The sequence below is a fragment of the Clostridium sp. ZBS2 genome, from assembly GCF_023845855.1.
Lineage (GTDB): Bacteria > Bacillota > Clostridia > Clostridiales > Clostridiaceae > Clostridium > Clostridium aquiflavi.
Genome location: NZ_JAMQIF010000027.1, coordinates 102,774 through 118,832, shown reverse-complemented (window position 1 = coordinate 118,832; position 16,059 = coordinate 102,774). Strand labels below are relative to the sequence as shown.

Genomic DNA, 16,059 nt, shown 5'->3' with positions numbered 1-16,059 from the left:
TTTGCTTATGCATATATCAATACTCTGCTAAAACATGGCTTAAAATTAGAATGTAGACAAAAATTAAATTGAAAAAGGCACTTGATTTTATCGCTTTACTATGATAAAGTAATAAATAACAGAAGCGATTGAGGGGGATATTTATGAATAAATTATTTAAAAAATTATTAATAGTATCATGTGTTGCTGTTATTGGGGTGAATTTAGTAGCATGTAAAAGCAATAAACAAGAAAGCGTATCTAGCAAAGATGAGATAATAATAGGGATGGATGATACTTTTGTTCCAATGGGATTTAAAAATGGAAGTGGAGAAACAGTAGGTTTTGACGTGGATCTTGCTAAGGCAGTAGGAGAAAAACTTAATAAAGAAGTTAAATTTCAATCAATTGATTGGAGTATGAAAGAATCAGAACTTAACAATGGAAATATAGATTTAATTTGGAATGGATACTCAATAACTGATGAAAGAAAAGAGAATGTAGAATTTTCTAAGGTTTATTTAAAGAATAGACAAGTTATTATAACATTAGCAGATTCTAAAATTAACAGTAAAAATGATTTAGCTAATGCTAAGGTAGGAGCCCAAAATCAATCAAGTGCGGTGGATGCTATAAAAGCAGATGGTGATATGATAAGTAAGTTTGACGGAGGCAATGTAGTCACATTTGAAACTAATAATGATGCATTGATGGATTTAGAAGCAGGAAGAATAGATGTAGTTGTGGCTGATGAAATATTAGCTAAATATTATACAAATGAAAGAGGAAAAGAAAAATATAAAATATTAAATGATGATTTTGGAGTGGAAGATTATGCTGTTGGAATAAGAAAAGGAGATACATCATTTGTTGAAGAATTTAATGAAGCTTTAAATTCTGTGATAAAAGATGGTACAGGCTCAAAAATATCAGAAAAATGGTTTGGTGAAGACATAATAGCTAAATAAAGAAGGAGGAGTCACCTTGAATTATATATTATCACTAATGCCTCAAATATTAGAAGGCTTAAAAGTTACATTAGAAGTTTTTGTATTGACATTAATATTATCTATTCCTCTTGGAGTTGTTGTAGCACTAGCTAGAACATCAAAATTTCTAATACTAAGAAAATTAACAGGCATATATGTGCTTATAATGAGAGGAACTCCATTACTATTACAAATAGTTGTAATATTTTTTGGATTGCCAACTGTAGATATAACTTTTGATAGATTTACAGCAGCAATATTAGCATTTGTTTTAAATTATGCAGCGTATTTTGGAGAAATATTTAGAGCAGGAATGATATCAATTGATAGAGGTCAATATGAAGCGGCAGAAATGCTTGGATTAACACCTAAAGACACTTTTTTTAGAATAATATTACCACAAGCTATTAAAAGAGTTATTCCTCCAGTAGCTAATGAAATTACAACTTTAATAAAAGATACATCTTTAGTATATATAATAGGTTTAGATGAGTTGTTAAAAATAGCAAAGATAGCATCTAATAGGGATGTTACATTAATTCCATTAATATTAGCAGGAGTTGTCTATTTAATAGTCATAGGTATACTTAGTAAATTACTAGAGAAAGTAGAAAAGAAGTATGAATATTATAACTAGAGAGGACTGGTTTTAGATGCTAAGAATTAGTGATGTTGAAAAGAAATTTGGGAATACTGAAGTGTTAAAAGGAATCAATCTTAATATTGCACAAGGAGAAATACTAGTTATTGTTGGTCCGTCAGGCGGTGGAAAAACGACACTTCTTAGATGTGTTAATGCTTTAGAGCAGTGTGATAACGGAAAGATTGAAATTAATGGACGAGCAATTTGTGAAAATGGAAAATATGTTGATAAGAAAACTATGTCTGAGATAAGAAAAGATGTAGGACTAGTATTTCAAAACTTTAATTTATTTCCACATATGACTGTATTAGAAAACTTAATAGAAGCACCTAGAAAAGTACTTAAATTAAGCAAAGAAGATGCTATAAAGAAAGCAGAAGAAATTTTAGGCTTTTTAGGATTAGAAGAAAAAGCAAAAAATTATCCTTTTGAATTATCAGGAGGACAAAAACAAAGAGTTGCAATAGGAAGAGCTCTGGCGTTAGAACCCAAAGTTATGTGTTTTGATGAACCGACTTCAGCATTGGACCCAGGACTTACAGAAGAGGTAGCAAATTTAATAAAAAGTTTAAGTGAAAACGGAATGGCAATGATGATAATAACTCATGATATGGAATTTGCAAAAAGAGTCTCAGATAGGATAGTTTCAATGGATAAAGGCAAACTTATAGATGGTTTAATATTTGAATAATAAAATAAATTCACTTGAAATATTATAGTTCATATGATATTATTAAGTAGTAATATAATTCAAGATTTAATCATGCGTACTATACATTACCTCTTTTTCAGAGATTGGTCTAGTATTAAGGTTATAATCTATGAAGAGGAGGATTTTATAATGGAAGATAAGAAAATACTTTGTAAAGATTGCGGTAACGAATTTGTGTTCACAGTTGGGGAACAAGAATTCTACAAAGAAAAAGGATTTGATAACGAACCAGTAAGATGTCCTGATTGTAGAAGAGCAAGAAAACAACAAAGAAACAACAGAAATTTTGACAGATAGTAGAAACTAACAGCTACTAAAAAATGATTTCAAATCATTTTTTAGTAGCTTTTTTAATGTTTATTTAAATAAAATAAAATGGGGGAAAAAATTGAACATAATTATTGGAAAATTCAAATCTATAAAAAGATATATAAGCACTTTTTTTCTATGGGTTGTTGTTGCTGGAATTACGGGTCTATTAGGTGGTTTTATAGGTAGCTTTTTTCATCTTAGTGTTGAATATGCTACTAATTTTAGAATACAAAATGATTGGATAATATTTATGTTACCACTTGGTGGTACTCTTATAATATATTTGTATAAAGTATTCAAATTGGGAAGTGATATAGGGACAAATTTAGTCATAGATTCTATTCGAACAGATGGAAAAGTACCCTTTTCTATGTCTCCTCTTATATTTATAAGCACTGTAATAACTCATCTTTTTGGAGGATCAGCTGGTAGAGAAGGAGCAGCTTTGCAACTTGGAGGTAGTATTGGTTCACAAGTGGGAAAAATTTTGCATCTTGATGAAAAGGATATGCATTTAATTACTTTGTGCGGAATGAGTGGTGTTTTTTCTGCATTATTTGGGACACCATTAACAGCAACATTTTTTGCTATGGAAGTTATAAGTGTGGGGGTTATTTATTATTCTAGTTTTATTCCATGTATAGTTTCATCAATTGTTGCTTATAAAGTATCATTGTTTTTTGGCCTTGAACCAGTTCACTTTAATATAAACATTATTCCTAATATTTCAACAGAGAATATAATAAAAGTTGCAATTTTAGGTGCTTTATGTGCTTTAGTGAGTATTGTATTTTGTGAAACTCTACACAAAACTAATAAATCTTTAAGCAATATAATAAAAAATGACTATATTAGAATAGTTTGTGGTGGCTTAGCTATAGTTGCACTTACATTTATTGTTGGATGTAGAGATTATAATGGAGCGGGAATGGATATTATAGCTAATGCAATTAATGGACAGGCAAAACCAGAAGCATTTATTTTAAAGATTATTTTTACGGCTATTACTATAAGTGTTGGGTACAAAGGTGGAGAAATTGTCCCTACATTCTTTATTGGTGCCACATTTGGATGTGTAGTAGGAAAATTAATTGGTTTAGATCCAGGATTTGGAGCTGCAATTGGACTCGTAGCATTATTTTGTGGCGTAGTTAATACTCTTATTACTTCTGTGATATTAAGTATAGAACTTTTTGGTTCTGGTGCCCTTATTTTATTTGCAGTTGCTTGTGGTGTTAGCTATATGTTATCAGGGTATTTTAGTCTTTATAGTAGCCAAAAAATAGTTTATTCAAAACTTAAAGCTGAATTTATAAATAGAAGTGCTGAGTGATAAAAATGTTACTCAGCATTTTTTTTTTTTTTTATGAAAAATTATAAAATTTACGCAATAATGCATTGAACTTTGAATTATTTCTTTTGATATAGCAGATATATATATATATATATAAATAGTTACAAGAGAATGCTATGAATTTAAAGAAGTCATTAAGATATGATATTGAAATAATAACTAAGTGTGGAATAAAGGTTTTGGCAACGGTCAGTAGATTCATTAAAGATGAAGTTAACTCAAGAAGATTGGTATGAAATGTGGAGAAGTTCTACTGGAAAAGAAATCGATTAACAAATGTTCGTGTTATAAAAAGCTAAAATATACGTAAAAAAGAGGCTAATTTATTAAAAAACAATCTCTTTTTTTAATAATATTCTTAAAAACAAAAATATGAGTTGATTTTACACAATAAAAGTTGACATTGATAATTTTAAATGGTAATCTTTAATTAATGACACGAAAGTTAAACTTAACTTAATTAAAAATATTCGTAATTATAACAATTAATAAAATTATAAATCTCAAATTAATATTTTGGAGGAATTTTTAATGTTAAATATTAAGAGTATATTCGTTGAAAAGAAAAGCGGATTTGATGTAGAAGCTCAAGGCTTATTAAGAGATTTTAAAGAAAATTTAGGAGTAACTAATCTAGAAAGTGTAAGGCTTATAAATAAATATATTATTTCAGATATAAGTGAAGAGTACTATAAAAAAGCACTACATACTATTTTTTCAGAATTAACAGTTGATAATGTGTATGAATCAGAATTGCCTATTAATGAAGATGAAATAGCATTCGCAGTAGAATTTTTACCAGGACAATATGATCAGAGAGCAGATTCGGCTTCAGAATGTATATCATTATTGACTGAAGAAGATAAAGCTTATATAAAATCAGCTAAGATAATTATGTTAAAGGGAAATATTACGAAGGAAGAAATTTATAAAATAAAATTATATTATATAAACCCAGTCGATTCAAGAGAAGTGGATATAAATAGTAAAGACATTACATCAACTTCAAACATACCTAAAGATGTTCTTATATTAAATGGATTCATAGATAAAAATTTAGAAGAGTTACAAGAATTTCATTCAGATTATGGTCTTGCCATGAGTATTGAAGATCTTGTTATGATAAAAGACTATTTTAAAAAAGAAAATAGAGATCCATCAATCACTGAAATGAGGGTTATAGACACTTATTGGTCAGATCACTGTAGACATACTACCTTTTCTACAATATTAGAAAATATAGAGTTTGAAGATAATAAATATACTTCACCAATTAAGAAAAGTTATGAAAATTATATAAAATCAAGAGAATACGTGTATGGAGAAAAAGAAAAAAATAAAACTCTTATGGACATTGCAGTTATAGCAATGAAAGAACTTAGAAAAAGAGGAAAACTTGATGATTTAGATATATCAGAAGAAATAAATGCATGTTCTATTAATGTAAAAGTTGAAACTGATAAGGGATTAGAAGATTATCTAGTTATGTTTAAAAATGAAACTCATAACCATCCCACTGAGATTGAACCTTTTGGTGGAGCGGCAACTTGTTTAGGTGGAGCAATAAGAGATCCATTATCAGGTAGAACATACGTGTATCAAGCTATGAGAGTTACAGGTGCAGCAGATCCAACACTTCCAATTGAAAAAACTTTAAAAGGAAAACTTCCTCAAAGAACTATTACTTTAGGAGCAGCTCACGGATATAGTTCTTATGGTAATCAAATAGGTCTTGCAACTGGGCAAGTTCAAGAAATTTATCATCCTAATTATGCAGCAAAGAGAATGGAAGTTGGAGCAGTTATTGCAGCTGCACCAAAAGAAAATGTTGTTCGTGAAGAACCAAAGTTAGGTGATGTAATTATCTTACTTGGTGGAAGAACAGGTAGAGATGGAGTTGGTGGAGCAACAGGGTCATCAAAAGAACATACAGTAGATTCACTTAGTGAATGTGGAGCAGAAGTTCAAAAGGGGAATGCTCCCACTGAAAGAAAAATTCAAAGATTATTTAGAAATTCAAAAGTAGCTAAGATGATTAAAAGATGTAATGACTTTGGAGCTGGTGGAGTATCAGTTGCTATTGGAGAATTATGCAGAGGATTAGATATAGATTTAGATAAAGTTACAAAGAAGTATGAAGGATTAGATGGAACAGAACTTGCAGTTTCAGAATCACAAGAAAGAATGGCTGTAGTTGTAACAAAAGAAAATGCAGATGAATTTATTAAACTTTCAAATGAAGAAAATTTAGAAGCAACATTAGTAGCACATGTTACAGATACTGATAAGCTTAGATTATTCTGGAGAGGTAAAAAAATAGTAGATTTAGATAGAAGCTTTTTAGATACAAATGGGGCAAGTCAAAAAGTATCTGTTAAAGTTAGTGGACCAACTGAGTATCCATATGAAATTTCAGATGTTAATGTAAAAGATACATGGATAAATAACTTAAAAGATTTAAATATAACATCTCAAAAAGGATTAGTTGAGAGATTTGACTCAACTATTGGAGCAGGAACAGTAATTATGCCTTTTGGCGGTAAATATGCAAATACACCAGCTGAAGGAATGGCAGCTAAAATTCCAGTTCTTGGTGGAGAAAGTAAAGATGCAACAATAATGACATTTGGATTTAATCCATACTTAGGTACTTGGAGTCAATATCATATGGCATATTACTCAGTAATAGAATCAATAACAAAACTTTCAGCTATGGGTGGAGATTATAAAAAAGCTAAATTAACTTTTCAAGAGTATTTTGAGAAATTAGGTAAAGATAAAACAAGATGGGGTAAACCATTTTCAGCACTGCTTGGAGCTTATGAAGCACAAATGCAACTTGGAATTGCAGCAATTGGAGGAAAAGATTCAATGTCAGGAAGCTTTGGAGATTTAGATGTACCTCCAACATTAGTTTCATTTGCTGTTGGGGTTGAAAAAGCTAGTAAAATAATATCTCCAGAATTTAAGTGTGCAAATTCAAAATTAGTGTTACTTAAAACTGAAAAGTTAGAAGATGGCACTATAGATATGAATAAGTTTAAAAAGAATTTAGAGGTTCTTTATAAATTAATAGGCGAAGAGAAAGTTATTTCAGCATCTGCAGTTAAATTTGGAGGGGTTTCTGAATGTTTAACTAAGATGTCACTGGGGAATAGAATAAGTGCTGAATTTAATAATTTAACTAAGGATGAATTATTTGGACTTAATTATGGAAGCTTATTATTAGAAGTTAAATCAGACATGGATATATTTAAGGAATTTAAAGAATGTTTATATAAAGAAGTAGGAAAAACAATAGAAGGTTCAGTGTTAATATCTAGAGAATATGACTTAGAACTAGATATTAAAAATTTGGAGGAAATATATGAAGAAAAATTAAGTAGTATATTTAAGATAAAAACTGAAGATATTTCAGGAAAGGTAGAAACTGTTTTATATGATAAAAAAGAAGTTTCAGCCCCAGCTATTAAATTAGCTAAACCAAGAGTCGTAATTCCAGTTTTCCCAGGAAATAATTGTGAATATGACTGTAGAAGAGCTTTTGAAAAAGAGGGTGCTAAAGTATCAGAAGTAATATTTAGAAACATTACAAAAGAAGCATTAGTAGAATCCATAGAAAGACTTAAATCTGAAATAGATAAATCTCAAATAATTATGATTCCAGGAGGTTTTTCAGCAGGAGATGAACCAGATGGATCAGGTAAGTTTATAGCAACTGTATTTAGAAATGAGAAGATTAAAGAATCAGTAATGGAATTATTAAAGAATAGAGACGGATTAGCATTAGGTATTTGTAATGGCTTCCAAGCTTTAATTAAGTTAGGATTGGTACCTTATGGAGAAATTATTGATATAAAAGAAGATATGCCTACATTAACTTACAACAATATAAATAGACATATGTCTTCAATAGTTAGAACAAAGATAGTTTCAAACAAATCACCTTGGTTTAATGAAGTAAAGGTAGGAGATATACATTCAATAGCAATTTCACATGGAGAAGGAAGATTTGTTGCACCAGAAAGTTTAATAAAAGAATTAATAGCTAATGGTCAAGTAGCAACTCAATATGTGGATCTTCAAGGCGATGTGGCACTTAATATGCCATACAATCCAAATGGTTCTATGTATGGAATTGAAGGAATAACAAGCCTTGATGGAAGAGTGCTTGGTAAAATGGCTCATTCAGAAAGAATAGGTGAAGATTTATATAAAAATATTCCAGGAAACTTTGATCAAAAGATATTTAAATCAGGAGTTAATTATTTTAAATAAGAACGAAAGTTAAATATTTTAGTTGAATCATTTACTTAGAAAAGGATATAAATTTGGCACTAATAAATGTAAATTAAAAATATTTTGAGCATTGAGTTAATGAAGATTATAAAATGCCCAGAATTTAAGAATTTAAGAATTTAAGAATTTAAGAATTTAAGAATTTAAGAATTTAAGAATTTAAGAATTTAAGAATTTAAGAATTTAAGAATTTAAGAATTTAAGAATTTAAGAATTTAAGAATTTAAGAATTAGGAGGATTAACTATGAAGGTAGCAATATTTTTTGGAAGTAAATCAGATACAGAAGTTATGAAAGGAGCTGCTAATGCATTAAAGGAATTTAATGTTGATTATAAAGCATATATCCTTTCAGCACATAGAGTTCCAGAAAAATTAGAAGAAACTATAAAAATGGTTGAAAGTAAAGGCTGTGAAGTAATAATTGCTGGTGCAGGACTTGCAGCACATTTGCCAGGAGTTATTGCATCAAAAACAATACTACCGGTAATCGGAGTTCCTATAAATGCAGCGCTTAATGGATTAGATGCATTACTTTCAATAGTGCAAATGCCAAAGTCAATTCCAGTTGCAACTGTTGGAATAAATAATAGTTATAATGCAGGAATGCTAGCATTACAAATGTTAGCTTTAAAAGATGAGGATTTAAAAGAGAAATTAATTGAATTTAGAAATCATATGAAAAAGAATTTTATAGATGAAAATGGGGAAGGGGTAGAACTATAATGGAAAAATTAGAGATGTTATATGAAGGAAAAGCAAAACAAATATATGCAACAGATAAGGCAGATGAAGTAGTAATTTACTATAAAGATGATGCAACAGCATTTAATGGAGAAAAGAAAGGTCAAATTGCAGATAAAGGTGTAATGAATAATAAAATTACTTCAATCTTATTTGAACAATTAGAAAAACAAGGAATTAAAACTCACTTCATTAAGAAATTAAATGATAGAGAACAATTATGTAAAAAGGTTGAAATAGTTCCACTAGAAGTGATCGTAAGAAATGTTGCAGCTGGTAGCATGGCTAAAAGATTAGGCATTGAAGAAGGAACACCTCTTAAGACTACAGTATTTGAATTTTCTTATAAAGATGATGAATTAGGAGATCCATTAATTAATAGTTATCATGCAGTGGCAATTGGAGCTGCAACTTTTGAAGAAATAGACACCATTTTAGAGATGACAGCTAAAATTAATAACATATTAAAAGAAGCATTTGCAAAAGAAAATATTAACTTAATTGATTTTAAGATAGAATTTGGCAAATGCACAGATGGAACTATTGTTTTAGCAGATGAAATTTCACCTGATACATGTAGATTTTGGGATGCAACTACAGGAGAAAAATTAGATAAAGATAGATTTAGAAGAGATTTAGGTAATGTAGAAGATGCTTATATTGAAATCTTAAAGAGAATATCTAAATAATAGTTAATGAACAATGGCGATGAACTGTCAATTATCCATTAATTAAGTTAAGAAAGGAATATGTAGATGACGAATTCAGAGTTTGAATTAATTATGGATCCGAGCTTGGATAAATTTAAAGATGAATGTGGTGTTTTTGGAGTTTATACTAATAAGCCACTAGATGTTGCTTCCATGACTTATTATGGTCTTTATGCACTTCAACATAGAGGTCAAGAAAGTGCAGGAATTGCAGTAGCTGATGGAGAAAAAATAGAAATGCATAAGGGGCTAGGATTAATTACAGATGCATTTAAACATGAAGATTTAGAAAAGTTAAAAGGTCATATAGCTATAGGACATGTAAGATATTCAACAGCTGGTGGAAAAGGAATAGAAAATGCTCAACCAATACTTACTACTTCTAAAATAGGCTCAATTGCAATGGCTCATAATGGAAATTTAGTTAATGATGATGTTATAAGAGAATTACTTGAGGATGCTGGGCAAATTTTTCATACATCAAGTGACTCTGAAGTAATAGCTTGTCTTATAGCAAGAAGTGCAAAAAAAGGTCTTACAAAGGCTGTAGTTGATGCAATATCTGCTATAAGAGGGTCATTTGCATTAACAATTATGTCAACAGATAAATTAATAGGGGCTAGAGATCCTCATGGAATCAGACCACTTTCACTTGGAAAGATTGATGAAGGATACGTATTAACATCAGAAAGTTGTGCTTTAGATGCAATAGGTGCTGAACTTGTAAGAGATATTGAACCTGGGGAAATTGTTATTATAGATGAAGAAGGAATTCATTCTTATAAATATTCTGAAAATACAGTATGTCAAACTTGTGCTTTTGAATATATTTATTTTGCAAGACCTGATTCTAAAATTGATGGACTAGAGGTTCATACTTCAAGAGTTAGAGCAGGAGAACAATTATATAAAGAACATCCCATAGATGCTGATTTAGTAATTGCAGTTCCAGATTCAGGAATTCCGGCGGCTATAGGATATGCTAAAGCTTCAGGAATTCCTTATGATACAGGATTTATTAAAAATAGATATGTAGGAAGAACATTTATATCACCTTCTCAAGAAATTAGGGAAAGAGCAGTTGCTGTTAAATTAAATCCACTAAAAGTAAATATTGAAGGCAAAAGGGTAATTTTAATTGATGATTCTATTGTAAGAGGAACAACTTCGAAGTATTTGATAGAATCACTTAAGCATGCTGGAGTTAAGGAAATAAGCTTTTTAATAGCATCACCAAGCGTTAAATATCCATGTCATTTTGGTATAGATACACCATATCGAAGTGAACTTATTGCAGCTAATAATTCAGTAGAAGAAATAAGAGATATTATTGGAGCTGATTACTTAGGATACTTAAGTGAAGATGGTGTAAAAGAAAGTTGCAAAGGTAAAGAAGGATTTTGTATGGGATGCTTTAATGGAATTTATCCAGTAGCTACACCAATTGAAACACCAAATCAGTTTGAAAGGTAGGATTAAATATGATTACTTACAAAGAAGCAGGAGTTAATATAGAAGAAGGTTATAGATCAGTAAAGTTAATAAAAGAATATGCAGCTAAGACTATGAGTGAATATGTATTAAATGGTCTTGGAAGTTTTGCAGGTATGGTTGAACTTCCATCAGGATATGAAAAACCAGTGCTAGTTTCAGGAACAGATGGTGTTGGAACAAAATTAGAAATAGCATTTAAAAATAAAAAATATGATACTGTTGGAATTGACTGTGTTGCTATGTGTGTAAATGATATTTTATGTCATGGAGCAAAGCCATTATTTTTCTTAGATTATATTGCTTGTGGAAGACTTGAAGCAGAAGTGGCTTCTGATTTAGTTAAGGGAATTTCAGATGGATGTATTCAATCTGATTGTGCTTTAATTGGTGGAGAAACAGCAGAAATGCCAGGATTTTATGATGAAGGCGAATATGATATGGCAGGTTTTGCAGTAGGAATAGTTGATAAAGATAAGATAATAAATGGTAGCAATATTAAAGAAGGAGATAAACTAATTGGAATTGCATCTTCTGGAATACACTCTAATGGGTACTCATTAGTAAGAAAGATTTTCACAGATTTAAATGAAGATTTTAATGGTGAGGAAGTTTGGAAAACATTAATTACTCCAACTAAGATTTATGTTAAGCCCATACTTAGTTTACTTGAAAACTTTGATATTAAAGGTATGGCACATGTAACTGGTGGAGGATTTATTGAAAATGTTCCAAGAATGTTTAATGGTAGAGAATTAACTGCTGTAATTAATAAAAATTCATATCCGCTTCCAAATATATTTGAAAGAATCATTGAAAAAGGTGTAGACAAAGAGCATATGTATAATACTTTTAATATGGGTATTGGATTTGTTCTTGCAGTAAATGAAGAGGATGTTGAGCCTATAATAAAAGATTTAATCGCAATGGGCGAAAAAGCTTATGAAATAGGTCATGTAACATCTGGAGGTGAAGGTGTTTGTTTAAAATAGCAGTTTTAGTTTCAGGTGGTGGAACAGACCTTCAATCTATAATAGATTCAGTGAAAAATAAAGAAATAGAATGTAGCATAGAAATGGTCATTGGAAGTAAAGATGGAATATATTCATTAGAAAGAGCTAAAAATCATAATATACCTACTTATGTTGTAAGCAAAAAAGATTATAAGGATAAATCTTCAGAGAAAATTTTAGAATTAACTAAAGGAAAAGTTGATTTGATTGTTCTTGCAGGATATTTATCAATATTAGATGGAGATATATTAAAAGAATTTAATAACAAAATAATTAATATTCATCCATCGTTAATTCCAGCTTTTTGTGGACCCGGAATGTATGGGTTAAAAGTTCATGAGGCAGTTATAAAAAGTGGAGTTAAATTTTCAGGATGCACAGTTCATTTTGTAAATTCTGAAGTTGATGGAGGTGCAATATTACTTCAAGATATTGTACCAGTTTATTTTGAAGATGATTCTGAAAGTATTCAAAAGAGAATATTAGAAAAAGAACATATATTATTGCCAAAAGCAATTAAGTTAATTAGTGAAGGTAAAGTTGAAATTGTTAATGGTAGAACAAAGGTAATTGACAAGTGACAATGGACAATTTTCAATGAAAGACGAAATTACTACGTAATTTCTAAGAATATATGAGTTCTATAATAAATAAAAAATAAATCTGTTACAGTTATAATTATGAGTTGATAGTTAAGATAAATATAATTAAAAAAATTCTGCAAGAAAAGTATGAGTCAAAATTTTACATTTGGATACTCAAACTTTTTAATTAATTATCAACTGTCAATTGCAACTGAAGAGGGAGGTCTTTTCATGAAAAAGAGAGCTTTAATAAGTGTTTTTAATAAAGATGGAGTTTTAGATTTCGCCAAGTTTTTAGTTTCTAAAAATGTTGAGATAGTATCAACTGGTGGTACTTACAAATACTTAAAAGAAAATGGTATTGATGTAATTGAAATTAATGAAGTTACTAATTTTCCAGAAATGCTAGATGGTAGAGTTAAAACATTACATCCTTTAGTTCATGCTGGTATCCTTGCAATAAGAGACAATAAAGAACATATGAAAGTATTAGAAGAAAGAGAAATTCATACAATAGATTATGTTGTAGTTAATCTTTATCCTTTCTTTGAAAAAGTGAAAGAAGATTTAACTTTCGAAGAAAAAGTTGAATTTATAGATATTGGTGGTCCTACAATGCTTAGAGCTGCAGCTAAAAACTTTCAAGATGTAACTGTAATTTCAAACATAGATGATTATGAAGTTGTTAAAAATGAGATAGAAAATCATGGAGAAGTATCTTTAAAGACAAAGAAAAATTTAGCAGGTAAAGTATTTAATCTTATGAGTGCATATGATGGTGCTATTGCAAACTTTATGTTAGCTGATGAAGAAGAATATCCTGAGTATCTTTCAGTTTCATATAAGAAAATGCAAAACTTAAGATATGGTGAAAACTCTCACCAAAGTGCTGCTGTTTATTCATCAACAATGGTTCATGGAGCTATGAATACTTTTGAAACTTTAAATGGTAAGGAACTATCATACAATAATTTTAAAGATGTTGATATAGCATGGAAATGTGCCAATGAATTTGAAAAGCCAGCATGCTGTGCATTAAAACATAATACACCATGTGGGGTAGCAACTGGTGAAAATTCTTATGAAGCTTATATGAAAGCATATGAAGTAGATCCAACTTCAATATTTGGTGGAATTATTGGATTTAATAGAAAAGTGGATAAGAAAACAGCAGAAGAAATGGTGAAAATATTCTTAGAGGTTATAGCAGCACCTGATTATGATGAGGATGCTTTAGAAGTATTAAAAACTAAGAAGAATTTAAGGGTACTTAAGTTCCACAATACTCCAAAGGCTGAGAAGTGCATGGTAACAGTTGATGGAGCAATATTAGTGCAAGATGAAGATAATAAACTTATTGATGAAATTAAAGTAGTAACTGAAAAGAAACCAAGTGATGAAGAAATGGAAGACTTATTATTTGGAATGAAGGTAGTTAAATATGTTAAATCTAATGCAATTGTTGTTGCACATAATGGAATTGCATTAGGTATTGGAGGAGGTCAAGTAAATAGAATTTGGCCAACAGAAGATGCATTAAGAAGAGGTAAAGGAGCTACAATATTAGCTTCAGATGCATTCTTCCCATTCAGAGATGTTGTTGACAAAGCAGCTGAAGGTGGAATTAAAGCAATAATTCAACCAGGTGGTTCTATGAGAGATCAAGAGTCTATAGATGCTTGCAATGAACATGGAATAGCAATGGTGTTTACAGGATTTAGACACTTTAAACACTAATTTAGATAGTTGAGAATTGAGAGTTGAGAGGTTGGGATTATATTTATAGGCAATATCTTAAAATATTATTAAAGAAATCTCATAGAGAAAAGTAAGAATATAAATTTTATATTTAGTTTTTCGAACTTTCTCTTTGAGTTTTATTCTGAACTTTCAACTATCAACTAAAAAATCGGAGGGATTTTTTATGAAACTACTTTTAATTGGATCGGGTGGAAGAGAGCATGCTTTAGCTTGGAAGCTTGGAAAGAGTCAAAAGGTTGAAAAAATATTTGTAGCACCAGGTAATGGTGGTACTGCAACTCATGATAAATGTGAAAATATAAATATAACTGATATAGATGAATTAATAGCTTTTGCTAAAAAAGAATCTATTGATATAACAATAGTTGGACCAGAAGATCCATTGACTAAAGGAATAGTTGATGAATTTAAGAAAGAAAACTTAAAGATTTTTGGGCCAGCGAAAGATGGAGCAATGCTTGAAGGTAGCAAAAGCTTTTCAAAAGATTTTATGAAAAAATATGGTGTAAAAACAGCAGAATACGCTACATTCACAAGTGCCCATAAAGCATTGGAATATTTAGAAAACTGTACTTATCCAACTGTTGTAAAAGCAGATGGTCTTGCGGCAGGAAAAGGTGTTATAATCTGTGAAAATAAAGAAGAAGCAATAGGTGCTGTTAATACGTGTATGGTTGATGATGCATTTAATGGTGCAGGGCAAAAGATTGTTATTGAAGAATTTTTAGAAGGTGTTGAAGCTTCTATACTTTCAATAACTGATGGGAAAACTATAATTCCATTTTTATCAGCTAAAGATCATAAGCAAATATTTGATGGTGGAAAAGGACCTAATACTGGTGGAATGGGAGTTTTAGCGCCTAATCCTTATGTGACAGAAGAAGTTTTATTAGATTTTAAAGAAAACATAATGAATAAAACATTAGTTGGAATAAAAGAAGAAGGCTTTGACTTTAAGGGGATTATATTCTTTGGTCTTATGATAACTAAAAAAGGAACATATCTTTTAGAATACAATGTTAGAATGGGTGATCCAGAAACTCAATCAGTTCTTTATTTAATGGAAAGTGATCTTTTAGAAGTAATTGAAGCAGCATTAAATGAAGAATTAGATAAAGCTCAGATTAAGTGGAATAAAGGGGTATGTATAAATGTAGTTTTAGCGTCTAATGGATATCCTAATAAATTCAATAAAGGGTATGAAATAAATATAGATGAAAAAGTTAAGGATAAGGTATTCTTAGCCGGAGCAAAATACCAAGATGGAATCTTAAAGACAAGTGGTGGCAGAGTTTTATCAGTCATTGGTTGTGGAGAAAATGTTGAAGAAGCTAGAAAAGAAGCTTATTTAAATATTAATAAAGTTACATTTAAAGGGGCTTATTGTAGAAAAGATATAGGAATTTATAAGTAAATATTAATTATAGAAAGTTTATTTAAACGTTCATAATGATTAAGAAAAGGTTACA

General features: G+C 29.9%; 13 protein-coding genes. All 13 read left to right on the top strand.

Annotation, left to right across the window (positions count from 1 at the left end; translation table 11 throughout):
* The first annotated feature begins 143 nt into the window (after positions 1-143).
* On the top strand, positions 144-947 hold the full coding sequence (locus tag NG918_RS14870; protein WP_252226832.1) for an amino acid ABC transporter substrate-binding protein: 804 nt from the start codon (positions 144-146) through the stop codon (positions 945-947).
* A 16-nt stretch (positions 948-963) separates the two neighbouring features.
* Positions 964-1,605, top strand: a complete 642-nt coding sequence (locus tag NG918_RS14865) for an amino acid ABC transporter permease (RefSeq protein WP_252216927.1) — start codon at positions 964-966, stop codon at positions 1,603-1,605.
* Positions 1,606-1,621: 16 nt separating this feature from the next.
* Positions 1,622-2,302 carry an amino acid ABC transporter ATP-binding protein gene (locus NG918_RS14860; protein WP_252226830.1) on the top strand — a complete coding sequence of 227 codons (681 nt, stop codon included), beginning with the start codon at positions 1,622-1,624 and terminating at the stop codon, positions 2,300-2,302.
* Positions 2,303-2,452: 150 nt separating this feature from the next.
* Positions 2,453-2,620, top strand: coding sequence for a zinc-ribbon domain-containing protein (locus NG918_RS14855; RefSeq protein ID WP_252216922.1), 168 nt, complete (start codon positions 2,453-2,455; stop codon positions 2,618-2,620).
* Between the two features lie 91 nt (positions 2,621-2,711).
* Positions 2,712-3,968: a chloride channel protein gene (locus tag NG918_RS14850; protein ID WP_252216920.1), complete on the top strand. Its 1,257-nt coding sequence runs from the start codon at positions 2,712-2,714 to the stop codon at positions 3,966-3,968.
* Between the two features lie 552 nt (positions 3,969-4,520).
* On the top strand, positions 4,521-8,267 hold the full coding sequence (locus NG918_RS14845; RefSeq protein ID WP_252226827.1) for a phosphoribosylformylglycinamidine synthase: 3,747 nt from the start codon (positions 4,521-4,523) through the stop codon (positions 8,265-8,267).
* A 266-nt stretch (positions 8,268-8,533) separates the two neighbouring features.
* A complete protein-coding gene (gene purE, locus NG918_RS14840) occupies positions 8,534-9,013 on the top strand; it encodes a 5-(carboxyamino)imidazole ribonucleotide mutase (protein WP_252226825.1) in 480 nt (159 codons plus the stop codon).
* Positions 9,013-9,720, top strand: a complete 708-nt coding sequence (purC, locus tag NG918_RS14835) for a phosphoribosylaminoimidazolesuccinocarboxamide synthase (RefSeq protein ID WP_252226823.1) — start codon at positions 9,013-9,015, stop codon at positions 9,718-9,720. The genes purE and purC overlap by 1 nt, the downstream gene beginning before the upstream one ends.
* A gap of 66 nt (positions 9,721-9,786) precedes the next feature.
* Entirely contained in the window at positions 9,787-11,214 is a 1,428-nt protein-coding gene (gene purF / locus NG918_RS14830; RefSeq protein ID WP_252226821.1) for an amidophosphoribosyltransferase, read from the top strand.
* A gap of 8 nt (positions 11,215-11,222) precedes the next feature.
* The gene (gene purM, locus NG918_RS14825; RefSeq protein WP_252216909.1) at positions 11,223-12,224 is read left to right on the top strand and encodes a phosphoribosylformylglycinamidine cyclo-ligase; all 1,002 of its coding nucleotides are present in this window, start codon (positions 11,223-11,225) and stop codon (positions 12,222-12,224) included.
* Entirely contained in the window at positions 12,212-12,826 is a 615-nt protein-coding gene (purN, locus tag NG918_RS14820; RefSeq protein WP_252226819.1) for a phosphoribosylglycinamide formyltransferase, read from the top strand. Before purM ends, purN begins: the two co-directional genes overlap by 13 nt.
* Positions 12,827-13,060: 234 nt before the next feature.
* Positions 13,061-14,566: a bifunctional phosphoribosylaminoimidazolecarboxamide formyltransferase/IMP cyclohydrolase gene (gene purH / locus NG918_RS14815; RefSeq protein WP_252226812.1), complete on the top strand. Its 1,506-nt coding sequence runs from the start codon at positions 13,061-13,063 to the stop codon at positions 14,564-14,566.
* 187 nt (positions 14,567-14,753) lie between these two features.
* A complete protein-coding gene (gene purD, locus NG918_RS14810; RefSeq protein ID WP_252226810.1) occupies positions 14,754-16,004 on the top strand; it encodes a phosphoribosylamine--glycine ligase in 1,251 nt (416 codons plus the stop codon).
* Positions 16,005-16,059 lie beyond the last annotated feature (55 nt).